20 protein-coding genes, 5 tRNA genes and 1 pseudogene are annotated in these 22,092 nt (G+C 70.4%); 14 read left to right on the forward strand and 12 right to left on the reverse strand.

The features are described 5' to 3' along the window. Positions 1-194: 194 nt before the first annotated feature. The 5 genes from ACFWBW_RS23045 to ACFWBW_RS23065 are packed head-to-tail and all read left to right on the forward strand — an operon-like array spanning position 195 to position 4,020. Positions 195-641, forward strand: a complete 447-nt coding sequence (locus ACFWBW_RS23045; protein ID WP_385375240.1) for a hypothetical protein — start codon at positions 195-197, stop codon at positions 639-641. Continuing rightward, entirely contained in the window at positions 638-1,477 is an 840-nt protein-coding gene (locus tag ACFWBW_RS23050; protein ID WP_385375243.1) for a hypothetical protein, read from the forward strand. The genes ACFWBW_RS23045 and ACFWBW_RS23050 overlap by 4 nt, the downstream gene beginning before the upstream one ends. Beyond that, positions 1,434-2,933: a B12-binding domain-containing radical SAM protein gene (locus ACFWBW_RS23055; RefSeq protein WP_385375246.1), complete on the forward strand. Its 1,500-nt coding sequence runs from the start codon at positions 1,434-1,436 to the stop codon at positions 2,931-2,933. Before ACFWBW_RS23050 ends, ACFWBW_RS23055 begins: the two co-directional genes overlap by 44 nt. Then, positions 2,930-3,580 carry a dTMP kinase gene (locus tag ACFWBW_RS23060; protein WP_385375249.1) on the forward strand — a complete coding sequence of 217 codons (651 nt, stop codon included), beginning with the start codon at positions 2,930-2,932 and terminating at the stop codon, positions 3,578-3,580. The genes ACFWBW_RS23055 and ACFWBW_RS23060 overlap by 4 nt, the downstream gene beginning before the upstream one ends. After that, positions 3,577-4,020 (forward strand): NUDIX domain-containing protein, encoded by a 444-nt coding sequence (locus tag ACFWBW_RS23065; protein WP_385375252.1) that lies wholly within the window; start codon positions 3,577-3,579, stop codon positions 4,018-4,020. Before ACFWBW_RS23060 ends, ACFWBW_RS23065 begins: the two co-directional genes overlap by 4 nt. A gap of 58 nt (positions 4,021-4,078) precedes the next feature. Here the strand turns inward: ACFWBW_RS23065 and ACFWBW_RS23070 are convergent, their stop codons facing one another. Continuing rightward, positions 4,079-4,279 (reverse strand): hypothetical protein, encoded by a 201-nt coding sequence (locus ACFWBW_RS23070; RefSeq protein ID WP_385375254.1) that lies wholly within the window; start codon positions 4,277-4,279, stop codon positions 4,079-4,081. 148 nt (positions 4,280-4,427) lie between these two features. On the opposite strand from ACFWBW_RS23070, the gene ACFWBW_RS23075 reads away from it, so the two are divergent. Then, positions 4,428-5,126, forward strand: coding sequence for a hypothetical protein (locus ACFWBW_RS23075; protein WP_385375258.1), 699 nt, complete (start codon positions 4,428-4,430; stop codon positions 5,124-5,126). Between the two features lie 407 nt (positions 5,127-5,533). Here the strand turns inward: ACFWBW_RS23075 and ACFWBW_RS23080 are convergent, their stop codons facing one another. After that, entirely contained in the window at positions 5,534-6,094 is a 561-nt protein-coding gene (locus tag ACFWBW_RS23080; RefSeq protein WP_385375261.1) for a hypothetical protein, read from the reverse strand. Here ACFWBW_RS23080 and ACFWBW_RS23085 point away from each other — a divergent pair. Then, a pseudogene (locus ACFWBW_RS23085) lies at positions 6,014-6,523 on the forward strand (site-specific integrase); the annotation flags it as partial. The gene ACFWBW_RS23080 and the pseudogene ACFWBW_RS23085 sit on opposite strands and share 81 nt — an antisense overlap. Before the next feature lie 269 nt (positions 6,524-6,792). Here the strand turns inward: ACFWBW_RS23085 and ACFWBW_RS23090 are convergent. The 5 genes from ACFWBW_RS23090 to ACFWBW_RS23110 form a co-directional block, all read right to left on the reverse strand. Continuing rightward, positions 6,793-6,865, reverse strand: a tRNA-Lys gene (locus ACFWBW_RS23090). 165 nt (positions 6,866-7,030) lie between these two features. After that, positions 7,031-9,178 (reverse strand): DEAD/DEAH box helicase, encoded by a 2,148-nt coding sequence (locus ACFWBW_RS23095; protein ID WP_385375263.1) that lies wholly within the window; start codon positions 9,176-9,178, stop codon positions 7,031-7,033. Between the two features lie 310 nt (positions 9,179-9,488). Continuing rightward, positions 9,489-10,046, reverse strand: coding sequence for a hypothetical protein (locus ACFWBW_RS23100; protein ID WP_385375266.1), 558 nt, complete (start codon positions 10,044-10,046; stop codon positions 9,489-9,491). Positions 10,047-10,172: 126 nt separating this feature from the next. Further along, the gene (locus ACFWBW_RS23105; RefSeq protein ID WP_385375269.1) at positions 10,173-10,547 is read right to left on the reverse strand and encodes a fluoride efflux transporter FluC; all 375 of its coding nucleotides are present in this window, start codon (positions 10,545-10,547) and stop codon (positions 10,173-10,175) included. After that, on the reverse strand, positions 10,544-11,005 hold the full coding sequence (locus ACFWBW_RS23110; RefSeq protein ID WP_385375272.1) for a CrcB family protein: 462 nt from the start codon (positions 11,003-11,005) through the stop codon (positions 10,544-10,546). Before ACFWBW_RS23110 ends, ACFWBW_RS23105 begins: the two co-directional genes overlap by 4 nt. A gap of 80 nt (positions 11,006-11,085) precedes the next feature. On the opposite strand from ACFWBW_RS23110, the gene ACFWBW_RS23115 reads away from it, so the two are divergent. From ACFWBW_RS23115 to ACFWBW_RS23130, 4 genes are all read left to right on the forward strand, one after another. Beyond that, a complete protein-coding gene (locus tag ACFWBW_RS23115) occupies positions 11,086-11,436 on the forward strand; it encodes a metallopeptidase family protein (RefSeq protein WP_327253633.1) in 351 nt (116 codons plus the stop codon). 133 nt (positions 11,437-11,569) lie between these two features. Continuing rightward, positions 11,570-11,642: transfer RNA gene (locus tag ACFWBW_RS23120), tRNA-Glu, on the forward strand. 39 nt (positions 11,643-11,681) lie between these two features. Beyond that, positions 11,682-11,755: transfer RNA gene (locus ACFWBW_RS23125), tRNA-Asp, on the forward strand. 22 nt (positions 11,756-11,777) lie between these two features. Then, positions 11,778-11,854 (forward strand) — tRNA-Phe (locus tag ACFWBW_RS23130). A 40-nt stretch (positions 11,855-11,894) separates the two neighbouring features. Here ACFWBW_RS23130 and ACFWBW_RS23135 read toward each other — a convergent pair. The 3 genes from ACFWBW_RS23135 to ACFWBW_RS23145 all read right to left on the reverse strand — a co-directional run bounded on the left by ACFWBW_RS23135 (position 11,895) and on the right by ACFWBW_RS23145 (position 13,990). Continuing rightward, entirely contained in the window at positions 11,895-12,764 is an 870-nt protein-coding gene (locus ACFWBW_RS23135) for a cytochrome c biogenesis CcdA family protein (RefSeq protein WP_385375275.1), read from the reverse strand. Continuing rightward, positions 12,761-13,528, reverse strand: a complete 768-nt coding sequence (locus tag ACFWBW_RS23140) for a DsbA family protein (RefSeq protein WP_385375279.1) — start codon at positions 13,526-13,528, stop codon at positions 12,761-12,763. Before ACFWBW_RS23140 ends, ACFWBW_RS23135 begins: the two co-directional genes overlap by 4 nt. Positions 13,529-13,603: 75 nt before the next feature. Further along, positions 13,604-13,990, reverse strand: a complete 387-nt coding sequence (locus tag ACFWBW_RS23145) for a hypothetical protein (RefSeq protein ID WP_385375282.1) — start codon at positions 13,988-13,990, stop codon at positions 13,604-13,606. Positions 13,991-14,161: 171 nt separating this feature from the next. Here ACFWBW_RS23145 and hrpA point away from each other — a divergent pair, with 171 nt between their 5' ends. After that, positions 14,162-18,097, forward strand: a complete 3,936-nt coding sequence (gene hrpA / locus ACFWBW_RS23150; RefSeq protein ID WP_385375285.1) for an ATP-dependent RNA helicase HrpA — start codon at positions 14,162-14,164, stop codon at positions 18,095-18,097. A 69-nt stretch (positions 18,098-18,166) separates the two neighbouring features. Continuing rightward, positions 18,167-18,240, forward strand: a tRNA-Asp gene (locus tag ACFWBW_RS23155). A gap of 716 nt (positions 18,241-18,956) precedes the next feature. On the opposite strand, the gene bldC is transcribed toward ACFWBW_RS23155, so the two are convergent. Then, a complete protein-coding gene (gene bldC, locus ACFWBW_RS23160; protein WP_003949541.1) occupies positions 18,957-19,163 on the reverse strand; it encodes a developmental transcriptional regulator BldC in 207 nt (68 codons plus the stop codon). Positions 19,164-19,750: 587 nt separating this feature from the next. Then, positions 19,751-20,605, reverse strand: a complete 855-nt coding sequence (locus ACFWBW_RS23165) for a hypothetical protein (protein ID WP_385375288.1) — start codon at positions 20,603-20,605, stop codon at positions 19,751-19,753. A gap of 196 nt (positions 20,606-20,801) precedes the next feature. Between ACFWBW_RS23165 and ACFWBW_RS23170 the strand changes: the two genes are divergently transcribed. Then, on the forward strand, positions 20,802-21,914 hold the full coding sequence (locus tag ACFWBW_RS23170; protein ID WP_385375291.1) for a Leu/Phe/Val dehydrogenase: 1,113 nt from the start codon (positions 20,802-20,804) through the stop codon (positions 21,912-21,914). The last annotated feature ends 178 nt before the right edge of the window (positions 21,915-22,092 follow it).

The raw sequence follows: 22,092 nt of genomic DNA on the forward strand, positions 1-22,092 counted from the left end.
CGATCTGTAGCTCACGCTACCGTCTGAGGGCGCCGCCAGGCGGGTACTTCCGTCGGCAAAACCGTGCCCCCTTGGCGTCGTAACTCCTCCCAGTCCTGCGCCAGTTGGGGGGAGTCGTCGGCCGCTCTCTTGTCGCACTGCTCGTCACAGAGCTTCAAGGGAGCGACCTCCGGCAGCGGCAGGAGGGGCTAACCGTGCTCGCTCAATTCTCAGCACTGACAGAACGCATCGGCACCTCATCGCAGAGCACCGGCGTTGCAGCGGAAGTGCGCTTAGGCGTCGCCATCGAACGGGTCCGCTACAACCCTCGTGGCGGACCGGTGGAGCTGCGCGCCCCCGTGCAGTTGGTTGCGAACCCCCGCGCCGCGATTCGAGCCCTGCGCATCGACATCCGCGGCGTCCACGTCACCCTGACGCGACCCGAGATAGCGCGCGCTCTGGAATGGGTCGATGGAAGCGGATGGATACAAGCCGTCGCCGCCCTGTACCGCGGTGAAGAAACGGGCTTCACGATCATCCTTCGCGACGGGACGTGCGCCGAGTGGAGGGTTCGGCCCGTCCGGTTTCTCTCGCTCACTCCCACGCAATCAGCAGACTGTGCAGTTCAACCACAGCACCAGCGACGGGAATTGAGCACATGAGTACCACGATCATCACGGAACACCCCGGCTGGCACGAGACCACGGCCGGCGAGCCTGTACGCGTCGTCGAGCACCAGGGCGCCGCATGGCTTGCCCACTGGGAGAGCGGGCGCGAGCACCTGCTGCTGCGCCCCCTCGACGCCGACGCGGCCGAGCAGCCCCTCGTCGCTTACACGTCCGCCGTCGACCTGCCTACGGCCGCCGAGGGGACCCTGCTCCTCGACGAGTTGGTGTCCCTCGGCACGGTGGCACGGCTCACCAACCCGTCGTTGTGGGACGCGATCACGACCGCACTGCTCCGGCAGGTGATCGGCGCGCCGCAGGCACGCAGGAAGCACCGCGCCTACTACGCCGCCTACGGGCGCACGTTCGACACCCCCGCCGGCCCGCTCCCTCTCGCCCCCGCCCCCGAGGTCGTGCTCGAACTGAGCGACGAGGGATTCGCCGCGATCGGCTGCAAGTTCAACGCCAAGGGCCTGCGCGCCGCCGCAACGGCCTATCTCGACCGCGGCGACCACTGGACCACCCTCGACCCCGACAGCCTCATCAAAGAACTCGTCGAGGTCCCGTACATCGGCCCGTGGACCGCAGCAGCAGCCGCGGCCGACTTCACCGGCGACCACGCCATCTACCCGCACGGCGACCTCGCCGTGCGCACATGGGCCGGCCGCGCCGCGCCCGGCCTCGCCCTGCCGAGCGCCGAGCGCGAGTTCGAAGCCATGTGGCGCCGTTGGGCGCCCGCCCGCACCACCCTGCACGCCCTGACCCTGTTCACTCTCACTTGGGGGAGCCATGCCCGCATTACCCGCGCAGGAGGAACACCGCACCACCCCTGATCTGATCGCCGGCGCCGACCCGAACCGCGTCCTCGACGCACTGTTCGTCAACGCACCGCTACGCGACTACGGCCTGCGCCCCCGGACGAACGACTACACCCTGCCCGTCCTCGGCATGGCCTACATCGCCACCTACGCGCAACAGGCCGGTTTCAACGTCGGCGTACTGGACGCCGAAGCACACGGCCTCGGCATCGAGGAGACCGCCCGCCTCATCAACCACCACCGGCCCCGATGGGTCGGCATGAATCTACTCGCCCCCACGTACGAGATGTCGGCCCGGATCGCCGCCGCGATCGACGACGGGATCGCCCTCATGGTCGGCGGACACCACGCCAAGGCCATGCCCGACCGCATCCTCGCCGACCCCCGAATGCGCAACCTGCGCGCCCTCGTGATCGGCGAGGGCGAGACCCGCGTCGCCGCGCTGCTCGCCGACGAGCGCCGCCGCGCCGACCTGCCCGGGGTGATGTGGCGCGACCGCATCCTCGGAACGCACGCCGCCGGCATCGCGCACGGCGACAGGGAAAAGTGGTTGAGCCCGGATATCAACGCTCTGCCGTTCGTGAACCGCGAGTTCCTGCCCCAAGATCCGTACGTCGCGGACGACGGCCGGATCGAGGCGAACATCGTCGGCGCCCGCGGGTGCCCCTACGACTGCTCGTTCTGCGGCGCCGCCGTCTCCGCGAACCCCGACGTCAAGATCCGCACGCGCTCGCCCGAGGGCATCATCACCGAACTCGACCACCTGCATAACCTCTACGAGACCACCGCATACCGGTTCGTCGACGACCTGTTCCTCGGCGCCAAACGGGTGATCGTTCCGCAGATGGAAGCATTCACCCGGCACAAGATCGGCGACCGGTACGTGTGGGACGCCACGGGCCGGATCAACGTCCTCGATCGCCTCGACGACACCATGCTCGACACCCTCAAGACCAACGGGCTCCGCGAGGTCGCCCTCGGGATCGAATCGGGCAGCGACCGCGTGCTCGCCGGCATGGACAAGCGGATTACGGCCGAGATGACCGAGCGCGTCACCGGCCGCCTGCTCGAACGCGGCATCGGCGTGAAGGGCTATTTCATCCTCGGCTACCCCGGGGAAGAGCAGACCGACCTCGACGCGACCGTGCGCCACATCCACAACCTGTGGACCATCGCCGACCGGCACGCCGACGCCCGTTTCCGCGCGTCCGTTTTCGAGTTCCGTCCTTACCCCGGTACCCCCGTCTGGCACACCCTCACCGCGGCCGGCCACGACCCCGACAAGCTGCTCGCATACTCCGACGTCGACCTCACCGCGGACGGCGCCAACGAGTCCATGCGCCAGCGCGACGAGTTCAATTTCTCCGTCGGCATCCAGTTCGGAACCGTCCCCCTGCCCAAACTGCGCGCCACCCTCGCGACGCTCACCCGCGAGCAGCACGCCCGAAACCGCATGGGGGTCGCCGCATGACCGCCGGAACGTTCGTCACCCTCGACGGCCCCGGCGCCGTCGGTAAATCCACCACCCTCGAAGAACTCGACCGCCTGCTGCGCAACGAGGGCCGCCTCGTCTACCGCACGTGCGAACCGTCGCACAGTGCCCTCGGACAGTTCACCCGCGCGAGCGCCGCATTCCTCCGCGGACACGCCCTCGCCTGCCTCGTCGCCGCCAACCGATACGAGCACGTCGAGGTCGAGCTGCGCCCGATGCGCGAGGCCGGTTTCACGGTCATATCCGACCGCTACGTCGCCTCGTCGCTCGTGCTGCAACGGCTCGACGGCGTCGCCGAGCAGTTCCTGCTCGACCTGAACCGCGCGATCATGCGGCCCGACCTCGCCGTGATCCTCACCGCCGAGCCGGCCGTGATCGCCGCCCGCCTCAAAGCCCGCGGCGTGCGCCACCGCTTCCACCACGACCCCGACGCCCCAAGCCGCGAGGTACGCCTCTACGCCGAGGCAGCACAGATCCTCAAGGGTATGGGCGTACCGGTCCTCGTCATCAACTCCACCGAGACCGCCCCAAAGGATGTAGCGCGCCGAATCGCCGACGCGCTGCCCCCGGCCGGCGGTACCGTCGCACCCGTCCCACACGACGACGACCCCACGGTGACCCCATGAGCCCCACACCCGCAGCCCCCGTCATCGACACGCACGTGATCGTGCGCGACGGCGACATGATCCTGCTCTCGCAGCGCGGCGGACCGTACGGCCACGGCCGGTGGCACGCCCCCTCCGGCAAGCTCGACCAGGGCGAGCCCCTCACTGCCGGCGCCGCCCGCGAGCTGCACGAGGAAACCGGGGTCAAGGTAGACCCCGAGCACCTGCGGCTCGTGCACACCGTGCACCACAAGCAGAGCGAGCAGGTCGAGCGCATCGGCCTGTTCTTCCTGGCGACCGAGTGGGAGGGCAAGCCCGAGAACCGCGAGCCCGAGAAGTGCCTCGCGCTCCGCTGGTTCCCCGTCGACGCCCTGCCCGAGGACATCATCGAGTACCCCGCCGCGGGCCTGTACGGCTACCTCAAGGGCGCGGAGACGCTCACCGAGCACGGCTGGTCGTAGACCGCATGACGCCGCCCGCCGGCCCCTTCTGGGGCCGGCGGGCGGCGCTGTCTCGGGCCTACGCCTCGCTGTCCGCGTACACGTCCGCGGCGATGCCCAGGTGTCGGTACAAGTCGTAACGCGAGATCCGGTAGCCACGGCCGCCAGGCAGGAGCCGCACGGGGTAGGCGCCTCGACGAGCGAGCGCGTATCCAGCCGTGCGGCCCATGCCGAGCACAGAGTTCGCCGTGTCGAGCCCGACCGTGGGCGGCAAGCTCATGAGTTCAGCGTGTGTCATTGCACCTTTCATGGTCATTAGATCCCCCTCATGTCTGTCTGCGCCGGTACGGGAGCGGACGGAACAACCTAGATCGACAACCTAGCGATATCCCTTGATCCTGCGCAATACGCATTGATAGCTTGTCGATATGCACAGTAACGATAGGCCGAGTGATGTCGTCGGCGCACAGATCCGTCGGCATCGCGGCCGACTCGCCCTCAGCCGCGAGCAACTCGCCGACCGCTGCGCCGAGCTCGGCGCCCCCGAACTGACGTACTCCGCGATCGTCGATATCGAAGGCGGGCGCCGAACCAAGGAGGGGCGACGCCGCCGAAGTGTCTCGCTCGACGAGTGGCTCGTGCTCGGCTTGGCCCTCGGCGTCCCGCCTTTGCTGCTGGCCTGCCCGCTCGACACCGCGCAGCCCGTACCCGTCACCCCCGGCACCGACCCACAAGCCCCGTACACGCTTTGGCGGTGGATCACCGGGCAGGAGGCCCCCGCCCTCGGCAAGACGGCAGGAGGGCACGCCCATGTCGATACCCGGCCGATCGGCGAGAACGGCCCCCGGTGGGCGACCGCATGGGCCACCGCCGCGTACCCGGCCAGCCTCTACCCCGAGGCCGAGCGCCGAGTCGCCGCGGCAGAAGCCGCACAGCGGCATGCCGCAGACCCTGCCGGCCGCCGCGAGTACGTCGAGCGTCTCGGCGACCTCGCCGAGTTGGTCAACGAGCTGATCCGGGCCGGGCTCCCTGTTCCGCCGATCCCGCCCTCACACGCCCGCGAACTGGACGAGCTTGGCCTGCTCGACCGCCCGCCCACCCCGAATCACGAGGAGACCAGTTCATGAGAGCAGGCTCGGTATCGCGCCGCTGCTACTGCCGCGACAAGCAAGGCAGGACCCTCAACAGCAAATGCCCGAAGCTCACCAGCACGAAGCACGGCGTCTACAGCATTCGGCAGGAGCTGCCGGCCGACACCGACGGCGCCCGCCGCACCTTCCGCCGAGCTGGATACACGACCAAGACCGCCGCGCAGGCCGACCTCGATAAGATCCGCACCCTGCTCGCGATCCCCGGACAGGCGGACACCCGGGCGCAGCAGGCGCTCGGCGAGCTGCTCGCCAAGGTCTCGGCCGAGCAGGGCGAGATCCCGTCCGTGGACGAGGTGAAGCGCCGCATCCGATCGAAGCGGAGTGTCACCGAGACCGTGACCCTCGCCGACCTGCTCGACGAGTACATGACTGCCCGCAAGGCTCTACGGACCACCACCCGCAACGGGTACGAATCGCACATACGCGTGCACCTCAAGCCGCACGGCGGGCACATGGTTGTCGACGACAGTCTCGGCGTAGGCGACATGGTCGAGCTGTTCGACGCGATCGAAGATCAGGCCGAGGTGATCGCCGCCGAGAACACAGCCCGACGCGAGCAGATCGCCCGCTGCAAGGCGAGCACACGGGGCCGACCGCTTCCGGCCGAGCGCGACCGGATCGCCGCCGAGAAGGCCCGGCTTGCCGCGATGCCCGGCTTTCGGAAGGTGACCGGCCCCGCCACCGTCCAGAGCATCCGGCGGACCCTGCGTGCTGCGCTGAATTGGGCGATCACTCAACGCATGATCACTTTCAATCCGGCAAAGCACGTCGAGCTCACCACCGCGACACGCCCTAAGCCGATGCTCTGGACCGAGGCTCGGGTCGCCGAATGGCGCCGGACAGAAGTCATCCCGGGGGCCGTGATGGTCTGGACTCCCGAGCAGTACGGGCAGTTCCTCGACGCCGCCGAGGCCGACGACGAGCTGTACTACTCCGTCTTTCACCTCATGGGGCACCGAGGGCTGCGCCGCGGCGAGGCGGTCGGACAGGACTGGATCGGGGTCGACTTCGACGCCCCCAGCATCACCCCGGCGACCGAGCTCGTCGTCGATGGCTACACGCCTTACGAGACACCGCCCAAGACCGAGGGAAGCGCCGACACGATCTCACTGGACCACGCGACGGCCGCCGTCCTGCGGCGCCGGCAGGAACGGCAGCAGGAACAGCGGCGGGCCCGCCTCGCCCGCGGCGAGGTCTGGTCCGAGACAGGGAAGGTGTTCACCGAGGATGACGGCTCGTGGCTCCACCCCGAAAAGGTGTCCATCGCGTTCCGCCGAATCCGGACCGCGGCAGACCTCCCCCCGATCAATCTCCGTGATCTGCGACACGTCGCTGCCTCGATCGTCTATGCGGCATCGGGCGACATCTTCGCGGTGAAGACCGTTCTTCGGCACTCGACGATCAAGCTCGCAGGGGACACGTACACGTCGCTGTTCGTCGAGCTCGACCGGAAGCTTGCCGACGACGCCGCGAACCTCGTGCCCCGCACTCCGCAGCGTCGGGGCGGCCCCCGGCCGTTCGGGCACGCATCGGGCACGCAGACAACCCGAAAGGCCACACGCAGCACTGTGGCCCGCCCGGGAAACCCCGGACGGGCCACAGAACGAGCAGGTCAGAGCGTCACGGATGACGCGGTGACCGGTAGGCCATGTCGGACTCGAACCGACAACCAACGGATTAAAAGTCCGCTGCTCTGCCAATTGAGCTAATGGCCCTCGATGTGCTCACCCCAGAGCATAGCCGGAGAGCGCGGGAGCGCCGATCGCATATCGGTTGTCCGGCCCGGGGAAGTCTCCGCGGCGGCCGGCGCGCACACGAACAGGGCCCCTACGACGCGTTGTCGTAGGGGCCCTGTCAGGCGATCAGTTCAGCGGCCGGTCTCAGCCGTTGCGCTTCCAGCGGGGCTTGTCGTCGCGGCGGTCGCTGCCACCGGCGCGGAAGCCACCGGTCGAGCCGGAGCCGGACGGGCGGTTGTCGTCACGACGGCCGTACGGGCGGTCGCCACCGGCGGCCGGACGGTCGCCACCGGAGCGGAAGCCGCCCGAGGGACGGTCGTCGCGGCGGAAGCCGCCACCGGTCGGACGGTCGCCGCCGGAGCGGAAGCCGCCGCCGGCCGGACGGTCGCCACCGGAGCGGAAGCCACCGGACGGGCGGTCGTCGCGGCGGAAGCCGCCACGGTCGCCACCGCGGTCGTCACGGTTGAAGCCACCCGAGGGGCGGTCGTCGCGGCGGAAGCCGCCACCGGTCGGACGGTCGCCACCGGAGCGGAAGCCGCCACGGTCGCCACCACGGTCACCACGGTCGTCACGGCGGAAGCCGCCACGGTCGCCGCCACGGTCACCACGGTCGTCGCGACGGTTGTCACGGCGCTCGTAGTTGCCACGGTCGTCACGGCTCTGGAACGCGGGGCGCTCCTCGGCGACGGGCTCGGCCACGGCTGCCGCGACCTCGGCCTCGGCGGCCTCGACCACCTCGGCGACAGCGGCCTCCGGGTCCTCGCCGCGCTCACGCGCGGAGCGGGCGACCAGGCGGTCGGCCTCCTCGCGCAGCTCGACGGCACGGCGCGACAGGCGCTCGAGCTGCTTGGTGAGGTCGGCGACCTCGCGCTCGGCCTGCTTCGCGGCGTTGTTCGCGGAGTCGGCCTGGACCTGGGTCAGCGAACGGGCACCGGTGATCTCGGCGACCTCGGGGTCGAAGGCGCCGACGCCCTGGACGATGTGGCGCGAGGCGTCGACGCCCGCGTCCTCCATCAGGCGGAAGATCTGGCGGCGCTGGTGCGGCAGCGCCAGCGACACGACGACACCGGACTTGCCGGCGCGAGCGGTACGGCCCGAGCGGTGCAGGTAGTCCTTGTGGTCGCCGGCCGGGTCCACGTTCAGGACCAGGTCGATGCCGTCGACGTGGATGCCGCGGGCGGCGACGTCGGTGGCGACGAGCGCGTTGACGTAGCCGTCCTTGAAGTCGGCGAGGACGCGGGTACGGGCACCCTGCGTCATGCCGCCGTGCAGCGCGTCGGCCTTCACGCCGGACTCGATGAGCTGCTCGGCGATGCGGTCGGCGCCCAGCTGGGTGCGGACGAAGATGATCGTGCGGCCCTTGCGGGCGGCGATGGCGGCCGTGACCGGCGCCTTGTCCTTCGGCTTCACGACGAGGACGTGGTGCGTCATGGTCGTGACGTTGCCCTGCGCACTGTCGACCTCGTGCGTGACGGGGTTGGTCAGGTAGCGCTTGACCAGGGTGCCGATCTCGTTCTCCATGGTGGCGGAGAAGAGCATGCGCTGGCCGCCGCCGGGGATCTGGTCGAGCAGCTCGGTGACCTCGGGCAGGAAGCCCAGGTCGGCCATCTGGTCGGCCTCGTCGAGGACCGCGACCTGGACGTTCGCCAGGGAGCAGGCGCCGCGGTTGATGATGTCGCGCAGACGGCCCGGGGTGGCGACGAGGACGTCGACACCGCGCTCCAGAGCGAAGATCTGGTTGCTCATGGAGGTACCGCCGCAGACGACCTTCATCTTGAGGCCGAGCACGTCGCCGTAGGGCTGGAGAGCGTCGGCGACCTGCATCGCGAGCTCACGCGTCGGCGTCAGGATGATCGCGCGGGGCTTCTTCTTCTCGGTGTGCCCGCCGGCCAGCGAGGCCAGGGTCGGCAGACCGAAGGAGAGGGTCTTGCCGGAGCCGGTGCGGCCACGGCCGAGGATGTCCTTGCCGGCCAGGGCGTCCGGGATGGTCGCGGCCTGGATCGGGAAGGGCGCGGTGACGCCGTTCTGCGCGAGCTTGCGCACGATGCCTTCCGGCAGACCGAGGTCGCCGAAGGTCAGGGTGGGCTCGGCGTCGGCGTCGTCATCGGACGCGGCGTCGTCGTTGAAGTCTTCGGTGGAGTCCTCGAAGGAGTCGTCGGACTCGTGGGACTCGTGGTTCGTCACGTCGGCCTCGAGGGCCTCGATGATCTCGTCGGTGACGACGGCCTCAAGGGCCTCGGTGACCGCGAGGGTCTCGGCGTCGACGATCTCGTTGGAGTCGTTCTCGGGCATGACGGAACGGTCAGAACTGGAAATGGACATGCGAAATGCGAAACCTTCCGGAGTCTCGGCACGCGCCCAAACTCCGTGAATTCGCAAATCGACCGCCTCAATGCGGTCAGCCACGGCTGGGGAGAGTACGCGCCACGCGGCGCTCTTCGGAGTCGGCGCCGGGCAATGGGATCAAACGATCTATAACCATACGCACCCTCCCCCGGGTCTGGCAAGTCCCTCCCCCGAAGACGGCGCTGACCTGCGGAAACACCATCCGCCCGCCAGAGCTCGGCGGGCGGATGGGGCCGGGTCCGAGCCGGGACCGGGCCTAGGGCTGGGTGCCCGGATCGGGCGACTGTTCGGGCTGCGGGGACTCCGGAGGCGGTGTGGGTTCCGTCACGGGCGGAGTGGGGACCGGCGGTTCGGGGGTCGGCGGCTCCGGGGTCGGCGAGGCGGGCTGGCCGCCGCCGGAGGAGCCGCCTCCACCGGAGCCCGAGCCGGACCCGGCCCCGCCCGTCGGGGGCTGGGGTCCCTGGCCGCCGGCTCCGCCACCGGGACCGGCCGACGGCGAGGGGGCCCCGGGCGGGCCGGCCGGGGCGCCCGGGCTGGGGGAGGCCCCGGCCGCGCCGGAGGTGGTCCCGGGGCCTGCGGCCTTGCCGTCCTGGTTCGCCGTACCGCCCTTCGAGCCGTGGCCGCCGCCCTGGCTGCCGGCGCTCTTCCCGGACGAGGAGCCACCGCCGGACTTTCCACCCTGGACGCCCGTGGACGCGGAGGGCCCCGGCTTCGCGGCGTCCTCCCCGACACTCATGCAGCCCGCGGTCGCCGCCACCGCGAGTGCGGCGACGGCGAGGCGGAGCGAGCGGGGGGATCGGAGGGAAGCGGACAACTGGCGCACGGGGCACCTCCGGAACGCTGGCAAGGGTCCGCGGTGAGCGGGTCAATGTGCCCAACTCCCTCTCCCCCGTAAGGGACACGCCCCAACGCGCCCCGAGGGCGGAAGGGCGGCGCAGCCTCAGGCGAACAGTTGTCCGGCCACCTGGTGGCCGAGCGTGACCCCACCCAGCCCGACCAGCACCGAGGCCACCACATTGGCCGCCGCCAGGAACTTCCAGCCCCGCTCGGCAAGGCGCAGCGTCTCGTAGGAGAACGTCGAGTAGGTGCTCAGCGCCCCGCACAGCCCGGTACCGAGCAGCAGGTTCAGCCGCGAGGAGGCGGCCCCGTCCAGCACCGCCCCCGTCAGCGCCCCCAGCACCAGGGAGGCGGCCGCGTTCGCCACGAAGGTCCCCCAGGGGAAGACCGAGTCGTGGCGCGCCTGCACCGCCCGGTCGGTCAGGTACCGCAGGGGCGCCCCGACGGCCGCGCCCACCATGACGATCAGCCAGTTCATGCCCGCGCCCGCCCCTGCTCCGGAGCCGGCCCCGGCCCCGACTCCGGCCCCCGGCCGTCGCCGACCGCGCGCCGGGTGATCACGGCCGCCGCCCACACGGCGCCCAGCGCCCCGGCCACCGTGAGCCCCGCGTACGCCAGCGCGGTACCGGCCTCACCGGCGTCGAGCAGCCGCGCGAAGTCCACGGCGTAGGTGGAGAAGGTGGTGAACCCGCCGAGCACCCCGACCCCGAGGAAGGGCCGTACGAGGGGATGCGCCGACCGGCCTCCCTCGCCGACCAGCACCATGAGGACGCCGATGAGCGCGCAGCCCACCACGTTGATCCAGAAGGTCCCCCACGGGAAGGCCCCGGGCGCGGCCGGCCACAGCAGCCCGACCCCGTACCGGGCCGCGGCTCCCGCGGCGCCTCCGGCCGCCACGGCCGCGAGCACCCGGCGCTCCGCTTCGCTTGTCGCCACCGGGTCATTCTCGCGCTCCGGGTCCCGGCCCGCCGGAAACGGGCCGCCGCAATCGGACGTCGGCACGGGAGAATGACCTCGTGCTGGAGATGACGCGTGACGCGTTCGAAGAGCTGGTGGCCGAAGCGCTGGACTCGATCCCCGAGGAGCTGACCCGGGTCATGGACAACGTGGCCGTCTTCGTGGAGGACGAGCCCGCTTCCGACGACCCCGAACTGCTCGGCCTCTACGAGGGGACCCCGCTCACGGAGCGCGGCGAGTGGTACGCCGGGGTCCTGCCCGACCGGATCTCGATCTACATGGGGCCGACCCTGCGGATGTGCGAGAGCACGGAGGAGGTGGTCCACGAGGTCGCCGTGACGGTGGTCCACGAGATCGCCCACCACTTCGGCATCGAGGACGAGCGGCTCCACGAACTCGGCTGGGGCTGACCCCGCGGGGCGCCCCCGGCCCGCTCCGGGCCCGCCTCTGACCCGCCCGCCGAAACCGTTTTGGCGATCGCCGCCGGGATCCCATATGCTTCTCACGTCCCCGACGCGCTGGAAAGTGCCCGGCGGGCCTTTAGCCCTCATCGTCTAGTGGCCCAGGACGCCGCCCTTTCAAGGCGGTAGCACGGGTTCGAATCCCGTTGGGGGTACGCATTACCGTGTGCGAGACTTGTGCTCGCACATTGCAAGGACCTGTGGAGCAGTTGGTTAGCTCGCCACCCTGTCAAGGTGGAGGTCGCGGGTTCAAGTCCCGTCAGGTTCGCTGAAGCCGGAAACGGTTTCGTGGCTGGGTAGCTCAGTTGGTACGAGCGATCGCCTGAAAAGCGATAGGTCGCCGGTTCGACCCCGGCCCCAGCCACCAGAATCAAGAAGGCCCCGTCCATCGGACGGGGCCTTCTTCGTCATTCCCCTTCCACGCCCGCGCCGGTGCTCGCGCCCGCGCCGACTCCGGCCGCCCGGGCCCGTCGGCGCCACTGCGTCAGGCCCACGCCCGCGGCCGCCACGGCCACGAGCCCGAGCAGCGCCCAGTCCGGAACGGCGTCCGCCACGGCCTGGACCCGCTGTTCCACCGCGAACGAATCGTCCACGTCCAGCAGCCCCGGCAGGGCGCTCGCCCCGTCGTACGCCAGGAACAGCGCGCCGAGCAGGATGAAGAACAGGCCCGAGGCCAGCGAGGTCGTGTGCAGCTCGAAGCGGCCGACCGAGAAGGCGCGGCCGCGCAGCCAGCGCCGGCGACCCAGGTCGAAGCGCTCCCAGAGCAGGGCCAGCACGAACAGCGGCACGGCCATGCCCAGTGCGTACACCGCCAGCAGCAGGCCTCCGTAGACCGGGCTGCCGCTGACCGCCGCCACCGTCAGGACGCTGCCGAGGATGGGCCCGGCGCAGAAGCCGGCCAGTCCGTAGACCGCGCCCAGCGCGTACACCGACAGGGCGGTGGTCGGCCGGATCTTCCCCGACAGCTCCGAGATCCGCTTCGAGGCGAAGCCCAGGCCGAGGATCTGGGCGAGCCCGAGCCCGATGATCAGCCAGCCGCCGAACACCACGAGGGTCTCGCGGTTGCCGTGGAAGAACCGCCCGGCGTACGAACCCGCCGCCCCCAGCGGTACGAGGGTGCTCGCGAGGCCCGCGTAGAAGATCCCGGTGCGCGCCAGCAGCCGGGACGTGGAGTCGATGGAGTACGCGAAGAAGGCGGGCAGGAGCAGCGCGCTGCACGGGCTGAGCAGCGCGAGGAGGCCGCCGAGCAGGGCGGCCAGGTATCCGACGTCGGTCACTTCGCGGCCGCCTGCGCCTTGGCCTTGGCGATGGCGGCCTCGAAGGCCGCCGGGGGCTGGGCTCCGGCGATGGGCTGCCCGTTGATCAGGAAGGACGGGGTGGAGGTGACGCCGATGCGGTACCCCTCCTCCTGGTCCTTGGCCAGGGCGGCGGCGGCCTGCTCCCCGGCCATGTCCGTCGTGAAGCGCTCCAGGTCCGGGACCCCCGCCTCGCGCGCCAGCTCGGTCAGCCGCTCCGCGCCGAAGCCCTTCTCCTTGGCGCCCTCGGCGTACGCGGCCGCGTGGAACTGCGCGAAGCGGTCCTGCTGCCCTGCCGCCCAGGCGGCCTTGGCGGCGGCCTCGGAGTCGGCGCCGAAGATCGGGAAGTTGCGCCACTCGATGCGCAGGGTGCCGTCCTCCACGTACTTCTTCACCAGCGCGGGCTCGGTGTCGCGGGCGAACTTTCCGCAGTAGCCGCACTTGAAGTCGGAGTACTCGATCAGGACGACGGGAGCGTCGGCCCGGCCGGCGGCGAGCTTGTCCCCGGACTCGCGGCGGGCCAGGGCCTTGAGCTGCGCGGTGGGGTCCGCGGTGGATGCGGCCTCCGGAGCGGAAGCCGCGGACGGCCGGGCGGCGCTGTCGGTGCCGCTATCGGGTTTGGTGGCCTGCCAGGAGACGAGGCCGAGGGTGACGGCGGCGAGGGCGACCCCCGCGGAGATCAGCAGTGGCTTGCGGGAGGAAGTGGAAGAGGAACGGGACGAGGAAGAGGAAGGGGAAGGGGACATGCGGGTGCTCCAGAGCTGTGCGGGGCGATGCGGGACGGGGCGGGGCGGACCGGGCGGCTGATGCGGCCGGTCCTCCTAGACCCGCATCACGGACAGCTCCAGCGGGGACGGCGCCGACTGGGCGGGCCCGCGTACGAGGACCCGTACGGGTATGGCCCGCGACGGGACCGCGGCCTCGGGCCCGGGGCGCGCGGGCGGGACCTGGGACTGGGCCTGGTCGGACCCCGCCCGGGCCGGCAGGGCGGGTACGCCGTCCCGGTCGGCGGATCCCGGGGCGCAGGCGGGCCCGCCCGGAGCGACGGAGGCAACGGCGACGGCCGGTATGGCCGGGACGGTCAGGGCCGTCGGCGCCGCCGCGGCCCGGGCGGTCGCCGGGGCGGCCGCCGCCGACAGGGTTCCCGCCAGCAGGGCCCAGCCCAGCAGCACCGCGAACACGCACCGGAGGCGGCGGCTGCGGGACATCGTGGGCGGCCTCTCGCTGGGGCATCGGTGTGGGCGTGGGTGGGGCATCGCCGGCGACGCGTCGGGGGACACATCGGGGTAACGCTCGGGGGACTCGTCCCGAAATGGTACGGGTCAGCCCCACAAATGCGTTCGCCACCCGGCACCTACGGGTGAGATCCTCGACCAGGTATGTCTACTTCCTTCGCCGCCCTGCAGACGCTTCTCGGTGAGATCTCCCTCCGTGACGCGCACCGCCTCGGCCGCCGCCTCGAAGGCGCCCGCCGCATCCGCAAGCCCGAGGCCAAGCAGGCCGTGCTCGACGAGATCGCAGCGGAGGCCGAAACGGCCGCCGTGCGACTGGCCAAGCGCGCCTCGCGAAAGCCCGAGGTCACGTATCCCGAGAACCTTCCGGTCAGCCAGAAGAAGGACGAGATCGCCGAGGCGATACGCGACCACCAGGTCGTGATCGTCGCGGGCGAGACCGGCTCCGGCAAGACCACGCAGATCCCCAAGATCTGCATGGAGCTGGGACGCGGGGTCCGGGGCATGATCGGGCACACCCAGCCCCGCCGCATCGCGGCCCGCACGGTCGCGGAGCGCATCGCGGAGGAGCTGAAGTCCGAGATCGGCCAGACCGTCGGCTGGAAGGTCCGGTTCACCGACCAGGTGGACCAGGACGCGACCTTCGTGAAGCTGATGACGGACGGCATCCTGCTCGCCGAGATCCAGACGGACCGCGAGCTGCGCGCGTACGACACGATCATCATCGACGAGGCCCACGAGCGGTCGCTGAACATCGACTTCCTGCTCGGCTACCTCGCCACGCTGCTGCCCAAGCGCCCCGACCTCAAGGTGATCATCACCTCGGCGACCATCGACCCGGAGCGCTTCTCCCGGCACTTCGGCGAGGCCCCGATCGTCGAGGTCAGCGGGCGCACGTATCCGGTGGAGGTCCGCTACCGGCCGCTCCTCGAGGACGACTCCGAGGACAGCGACCGCGACCAGATCACCGCGATCTGCGAGGCCGTGGACGAGCTGCAGGCCGAGGGGCCGGGCGACATCCTGGTCTTCCTCTCGGGCGAGCGCGAGATCCGCGACACGGCGGACGCGCTGGAGAAGCGCAAGCTCCGCCTGACCGAGGTCCTCCCCCTCTACGCGCGCCTCTCGCACGCCGAGCAGCACCGCGTCTTCCAGCAGCACACCGGACGCCGGATCGTCCTGGCGACCAACGTCGCCGAGACCTCGCTGACCGTCCCCGGCATCAAGTACGTGATCGACCCGGGCAGCGCCCGCATCTCCCGGTACAGCCACCGCACCAAGGTCCAGCGGCTGCCCATCGAGCGGATCTCGCAGGCCAGCGCCAACCAGCGCAAGGGCCGCTGCGGCCGTACCTCGGACGGCATCTGCATCCGGCTCTACTCCGAGGACGACTTCCTGACCCGTCCGGAGTTCACGGACGCCGAGATCCTGCGCACGAACCTCGCCTCCGTCATCCTCCAGATGACCGCGGCCGGCCTCGGCGAGATCGAGAAGTTCCCCTTCATCGACCCGCCGGACCACCGCAACATCCGCGACGGCGTGCAGCTCCTCCAGGAGCTGGGCGCGCTCGACCCGGACGAGAAGGACCACAAGAAGCGGCTCACGCCGATGGGCCGCCAGCTCTCGCAGCTCCCCGTGGACCCCCGCCTCGCCCGCATGGTGGTGGAGGCGGACAAGAACAACTGCGTCCGCGAGGTCATGGTCATCGCGGCGGCCCTGTCCATCCAGGACCCGCGCGAGCGGCCCTCGGACAAGCAGACGCAGGCCGACCAGAACCACGCCCGGTTCAAGGACGAGACGAGCGACTTCCTCTCCTTCCTGAACATGTGGCGCTACGTCCGGGAGCAGCAGAAGGAGCGCGGCTCCTCCTCCTTCCGCCGGATGTGCAAGCAGGAGTACCTGAACTTCCTGCGGATCCGCGAATGGCAGGACATCTATTCGCAACTGCGTACGGTCGCCAAGTCCATGGGCATCCACGTCAACGAGGCCGATGCCCCCGAGACGAGCGTGCACATCTCGCTGCTCGCCGGTCTGCTGTCGCACATCGGCCTGAAGGACACGGACAAGAACGAGTACCTGGGGGCCCGGTCCGCCAAGTTCGCGATCTTCCCCGGCTCCTCGCTGTTCAAGAAGCAGCCGAAGTTCCTGATGTCGGCCGAGCTGGTGGAGACCTCGCGGCTGTGGGCCCGGGTGAACGCCAAGGTCGAGCCGGAGTGGGTGGAGCCGCTCGCCCAGCACCTGATCAAGCGCACGTACAGCGAGCCGCACTGGGAGAAGGACCAGGCGGCGGTGATGGCCTTCGAGAAGGTCACGCTGTACGGGGTGCCGATCGTCGCCCAGCGGAAGATCAACTACGGCCGGATCGACGCCGAGGTCTCGCGCGACCTGTTCATTCGCAACGCCCTGGTCGAGGGCGACTGGCGGACGCACCACAAGTTCTACGCCGACAACCGCAAGCTCCTCACCGAGGTGGAGGAGCTGGAGAACCGGGCCCGGCGCCGCGACATCGTGGTCGACGACGAGACGCTCTTCGACTTCTACGACCAACGGATCCCCGAACACGTGGTCTCCGGGGCGCACTTCGACTCCTGGTGGAAGCACAAGAAGCGCGACGAGCCCGAACTGCTCGACTTCGAGCGCGAGATGCTCCTGACGGAGAAGGCGGCCGGGGTCACCAAGGCCGACTATCCGGACTCCTGGATGCAGGGACGGCTGAAGTTCCGGGTGACCTACCAGTTCGAGCCGGGCGCGGACGCGGACGGCGTGACCGTCCACATCCCGCTCCAGGTGCTGAACCAGGTCACGGACGAGGGCTTCGACTGGCAGATCCCGGGCCTGCGCGAGGAAGTGGTCACCGAGCTGATCCGCTCCCTCCCGAAGCCGATCCGCAGGCACTACGTGCCCGCGCCGAACTTCGCGACCCGCTTCCTGGCCACCTCGCACCCGCTGCGGGAGCCCCTGCACGTGACGCTGGCCCGGGAGCTGCAGCGGATGGTCGGGGTCCCGGTCACCGCCGAGGACTTCGACCTGACCCGGATCCCCGACCACCTGAAGATCACCTTCCGGATCGTCGACGAGCGCCGCAAGAACCTCGCCGAGGCCAAGGACCTGGAGGCCCTGCGGCTCCAGCTCAAGCCCAAGGCCCGCCAGGCCCTCTCCCAGGCCGCCGCGGCCACCGCCGAGCGGGAGGGCGGGGAGTCGGTGGAGAAGACCGGGCTCACGGACTGGACGATCGGCACGCTGACCAAGGTCTTCGAGACCCGCCGGGCCGGCCAGCCGGTGAAGGCGTACCCGGCGCTCGTGGACGCCGGTACGAGCGTCTGCGTACGCCTCTTCGACACCGAGGCCGAGCAGCAGCAGGCGATGCGGCTCGGCACCAGGCGGCTGATCCTGCTGGGCATCACGGTGAACCCCGCGAAGTTCGCCTCGGACCACCTGAGCAACCAGCAGAAGCTGGCCCTGTCGCGCAATCCGCACGGCTCCATCCAGGCGCTGTTCGACGACTGCGCGACCGCGGCGGCCGACCACCTGATCGGGCGGCACGGCGGCCCGGCCTGGGACGAGGCGGGCTTCCGCAAGCTCTACGAGGCCGTGCGGACCGACCTGGTGGACACCACGGTGCGGACGATCACGCAGGTGCAGCAGGTGCTGGCCGCCTGGCAGGCCTGTGAGCGGCGCCTGAAGACCACGGCCAGCCTCGCCCTGGTGGCCAACGTCCAGGACGTCAAGACGCAGCTCGCGGCCCTCATGCCGGCCGGCTTCGTCACGCTGACCGGACTGCGCCGGCTGCCCGACCTGATGCGCTACCTGGTGGCCATCGACCGGCGGCTCCAGCAGATGCCCACGGGCGTGCAGCGCGACACCACGCGCATGGAGAAGGTCCACGAGATGCGGGACGAGTACCTGTGGCTGCTGGAGCAGTTGCCCAAGGGCAGGCCGGTCCCGGCGGAGGTCACCGAGATCCGCTGGATGATCGAGGAACTGCGGGTCAGCTACTTCGCGCACGCGCTCGGAACGGCCTATCCGATCTCCGACAAGCGCATCGTGAAGGCGGTGGACGCGGCCGCCCCGGGACCCGCTCGGTGATCGAGTTCGACTGCACCCCCTGAGCTGCGGTACAGTCTGATTCGCAGCCGCCCAGCGGGTGCAAATCAAGGACCTGTGGAGCAGTTGGTTAGCTCGCCACCCTGTCAAGGTGGAGGTCGCGGGTTCAAGTCCCGTCAGGTTCGCAAGATCGTCAGGGCCCGCATCCTCTGGATGCGGGCCCTGACGCGTTTCCGGGGACGACGGCACCGAAGTGCGGGGCGGAGTACGGCCCGAGGTGCCGGCCGGTGCACCGACCGCCGTACGGGCCCGATTGGGCCGGACGGCCCACCGGGCCGCCTCACGGGCCCGATTGGGCTCAGCTGCACCCAGAAACCTCACCCGGCCCTCTACAGCGCGCTGAGGGGCCCCTGGAGCCCCGTGCGTGGCCGGCGGGGAAACCCGGACCACCCCGGACCGCCCCGCCTCGCTGCCGCCCGGCCGCCGCCCGCGACCCCTCCGACCCCGCCGACCCCACCGCTCCGTCGCGGCCGGCGAAATCGCCCGTCCGGATGATGCGCTCTGCGCGGCACGTCCCTCTACGGGGTGCATTGCCTGATCCACAAGAGTGATCATCTGTGACGGGAGTCACCCCATGTGTTTTTGAGACGCACCCTTTTATGGGACTCATACGCCCGCTCGATTTTATATGTGCCATTGCACCTACCCCGGCCGGCTCCGCACACCAGCTCGATATCCCCCTGACCAGGGCATAAAAAAGATCGCGCTGGACCCGGCGGAGTCCAGCGCGATCGAACGACTGATGAACCTGTTGGGGCAGGTCCGGTCGTTTGAAGCTCTGTGGGGTTCATCGGATTGGGGGACCCGATTTAGACCCGGCAATTAGTAGTGCTGCGGAACCTCAGGCCTCGCTGCGCTGCTGCGGAATTCCCGCAAGCAGTGCGCGGACCTCAGCCTCGCGGTAGCGGCGGTGTCCACCCAGGGTGCGGATGGACGTGAGCTTGCCAGCCTTGGCCCAACGGGTGACCGTCTTCGGGTCCACGCGGAACATCGTGGCAACCTCAGCCGGGGTCAGCAGCGGCTCGGCATCAGGGGTGCGAGCGGTCATGAGCGGCCTCCTCGGGAGAACCGAACCATCTCGGTTCTTTCCTCTAAATTCTGCACCTTGGCCCACGTTGCCCGAAATGGACATACGCGGGCCGAGTCGGTTATAGGACGAACGGCTTGTCCTCGGCACTACAACTACACCATCCGTCCAGCCTCGACGGCCAAACCGATGGAATTGCCCTCCGAGGTGTTCATCAGCGGCGGAAGCCGATGGACCGTCCCATAACGGACAGTCACCCCACTGTGACGATCAGTCACAGAGCGATCAGGAGTCGTCAGACCCCCCGTAGAGTGCAATACCGAGCATTCCGCCCTTAGTTGGACGGAAGGAACCCTCCCCGGACTCCTTGTCCTATTTTGGCACGAGGGTAGGGGAAGGGCGCAAGGGTGTAGAAAGTGCGGTCCGTCACGCTTGGGCCAATGGCCCGTATCGGGACGTAGGTCCCGGAACAAAGACCCAAAAGAGGGCATCACGGCCTTGAGCTGGCCGTTCTCTTCCGTGGTCGGCCGATCGGCGGATGGACAACCGCGTCCCGAGCCGCTACCCGGGTCGCACAGGTCACTCGGACAGATCCGGAACCCAACCTCTCAGTTGGCGAAGAGTCTCTCCCGGACCGCCCGCCACCGCTCCGCCAGGGCCCCGTACGTCCGCGCCGCCCCGTCCCGGTCCCCGGCGCGCAGGGCCGCGAGCCCCGCCGCCAGGTCCGCCGCCGAGTGGTCGGCCTCCAGCCGGTCCGCCGGCAGGGCGTGCAGCAGCCCGCCGTAGTCCAGCTCCACCATCGAGCGGGGGTGGAACTCCTCCAGCCAGCTCCCGACCTCCACCAGCCCCTCGGCGAGCATCCCGTACCCCTCCGCCTCCCGCAGGGTCCGCAGCCCCCGCGCGAGCCGGCGCCGGGCCTGCACCATCGGCGTCCGGTAGCGCAGCCCCTCGCCCGGCACGTACTCCCGTTCCTCGTCGGACACCAGCACGAACCAGCGCAGTGGCACCTGCCAGACCCCCGTACGGATCCACGGCCGCGCGTCCGGGTTCCGCCCGCGCCAGGCCTCGTACTCCTCGGCCGCGCGGCGGCGGGCGGCCGCGGGCAGGGCGGCGTCGAGCACCGGCAGCGGGAACTCGGCCACCAGCTCCTCCAGCGCGAGCCAGCCGCGCAGCCTCGTCCGCCAGGGGCAGACCAGCAGGACCCCGCCGACCTCGGCGGTGAAGGCGTCCGCGCTCTCGTGCGCCGGGACCCCGACCACGGGCACCCGTACCAAGTCCACGAGCGACCGTCGCAGTTCGTCCTGGGCCGTCGGGGTGTCCCCGCGCCGGGCGTAGTCGGCCCAGTGGGTGCGCTCGGGCTCCGGGAAGGCCGTCAGCGGCTCGTAGACGCGCAGGTAGGAGGCGTAGGGGACGGCGGGGGCCGAGCGGGCGGACGGCAGCCGGGGATCGGGGGATTCGCTCACGCTCTCGTACTCCCCCGCCCCGCCCGGCGCTACTCCGGCGGACGGTTCCCCTCCTCTCGCCCACCCCGGAGTGTCCCGATCTTCGGACTGGGAGGATCGCGGGGCTCCGGAGGTCTTACGCTGCTCCCAGCACGCCCTCCCCCACCCGCAGGGCGGGCGTCTTTCCCGCCGCATCTCATCCATGGGAGTCACCACCGTGACCGAAATGACCGACGGCGTCCTGCACACCCTGTTCCGCAGTGAACAGGGCGGCCACGAGCAAGTCGTGCTGTGCCAGGACCGAGCCTCCGGCCTGAAGGCCGTCATCGCGATCCACTCCACCGCCCTGGGCCCGGCCCTCGGCGGTACGCGGTTCCACGCGTACGCCTCGGACGAGGAGGCCGTCCTCGACGCGCTGAACCTCTCGCGCGGCATGTCGTACAAGAACGCGCTCGCCGGGCTCGACCTCGGCGGCGGCAAGGCCGTCATCATCGGCGACCCGGCCAGTAGGGAAGACGGCGGTCTGAAGTCCGAGGAACTGCTGCTGGCCTACGGCCGGTTCGTGGAGTCCCTCGGCGGCCGCTACGTGACCGCCTGCGACGTCGGCACCTACGTGGCCGACATGGACGTCGTGGCCCGCGAGACCCGCTGGGCGACCGGCCGCTCCCCCGAGAACGGCGGCGCCGGCGACTCCTCGGTCCTCACCGCCTTCGGCGTCTTCCAGGGCATGCGCGCCAGCGCCCAGCACCTGTGGGGCGACCCGACCCTGCGCGGCCGCAAGGTCGGCGTCGCGGGCGTCGGCAAGGTCGGCCACCACCTGGTCGAGCACCTGCTGGAGGACGGCGCCGAGGTCGTCATCACGGACGTCCGCACCGAGTCCGTGCAGAGGATCCTCGACAAGCACCCCGGCAAGGTGACCGCCGTCGCCGACACCGAGGCGCTGATCCGCGTGGAGGGCCTGGACATCTACGCCCCCTGCGCGCTCGGCGGGGCCCTGAACGACGACTCGGTGCCCGCCCTCACCGCCAGGATCGTCTGCGGTGCGGCGAACAACCAGCTCGCCCACCCCGGCATCGAGAAGGACCTCGCGGACCGCGGGATCCTCTACGCGCCGGACTACGTGGTCAACGCGGGCGGGGTCATCCAGGTCGCCGACGAGCTGCGCGGCTTCGACTTCGACCGCTGCAAGGCCAAGGCCACGAAGATCTTCGACACCACGCTGGAGATCTTCACACGTGCGAAGTCGGACGGGATTCCGCCGGCCGCGGCCGCCGACCGCATCGCCGAGCAGCGCATGGCCGACGCCCGTAGCGCGGCACGCACCGTCTGATCCTCGCGGGGCCCTTACGGGGCTTCTGGGGCGGCCCGCCGGGGCGCAGCGAGACGGAACTCACTGCGCTTCGGCGGGTCGCCCGTCAGGAAACGGCTAAAATCGCAGCTGACCAGCGAGGACGGGGCGCCTTGCTGGTACTGCACCGGGGCGCGTCATGCGGGCGGCGTACCGTATG

The sequence above is a fragment of the Streptomyces sp. NPDC059957 genome (assembly GCF_042730015.1).
Lineage (GTDB): Bacteria > Actinomycetota > Actinomycetes > Streptomycetales > Streptomycetaceae > Streptomyces.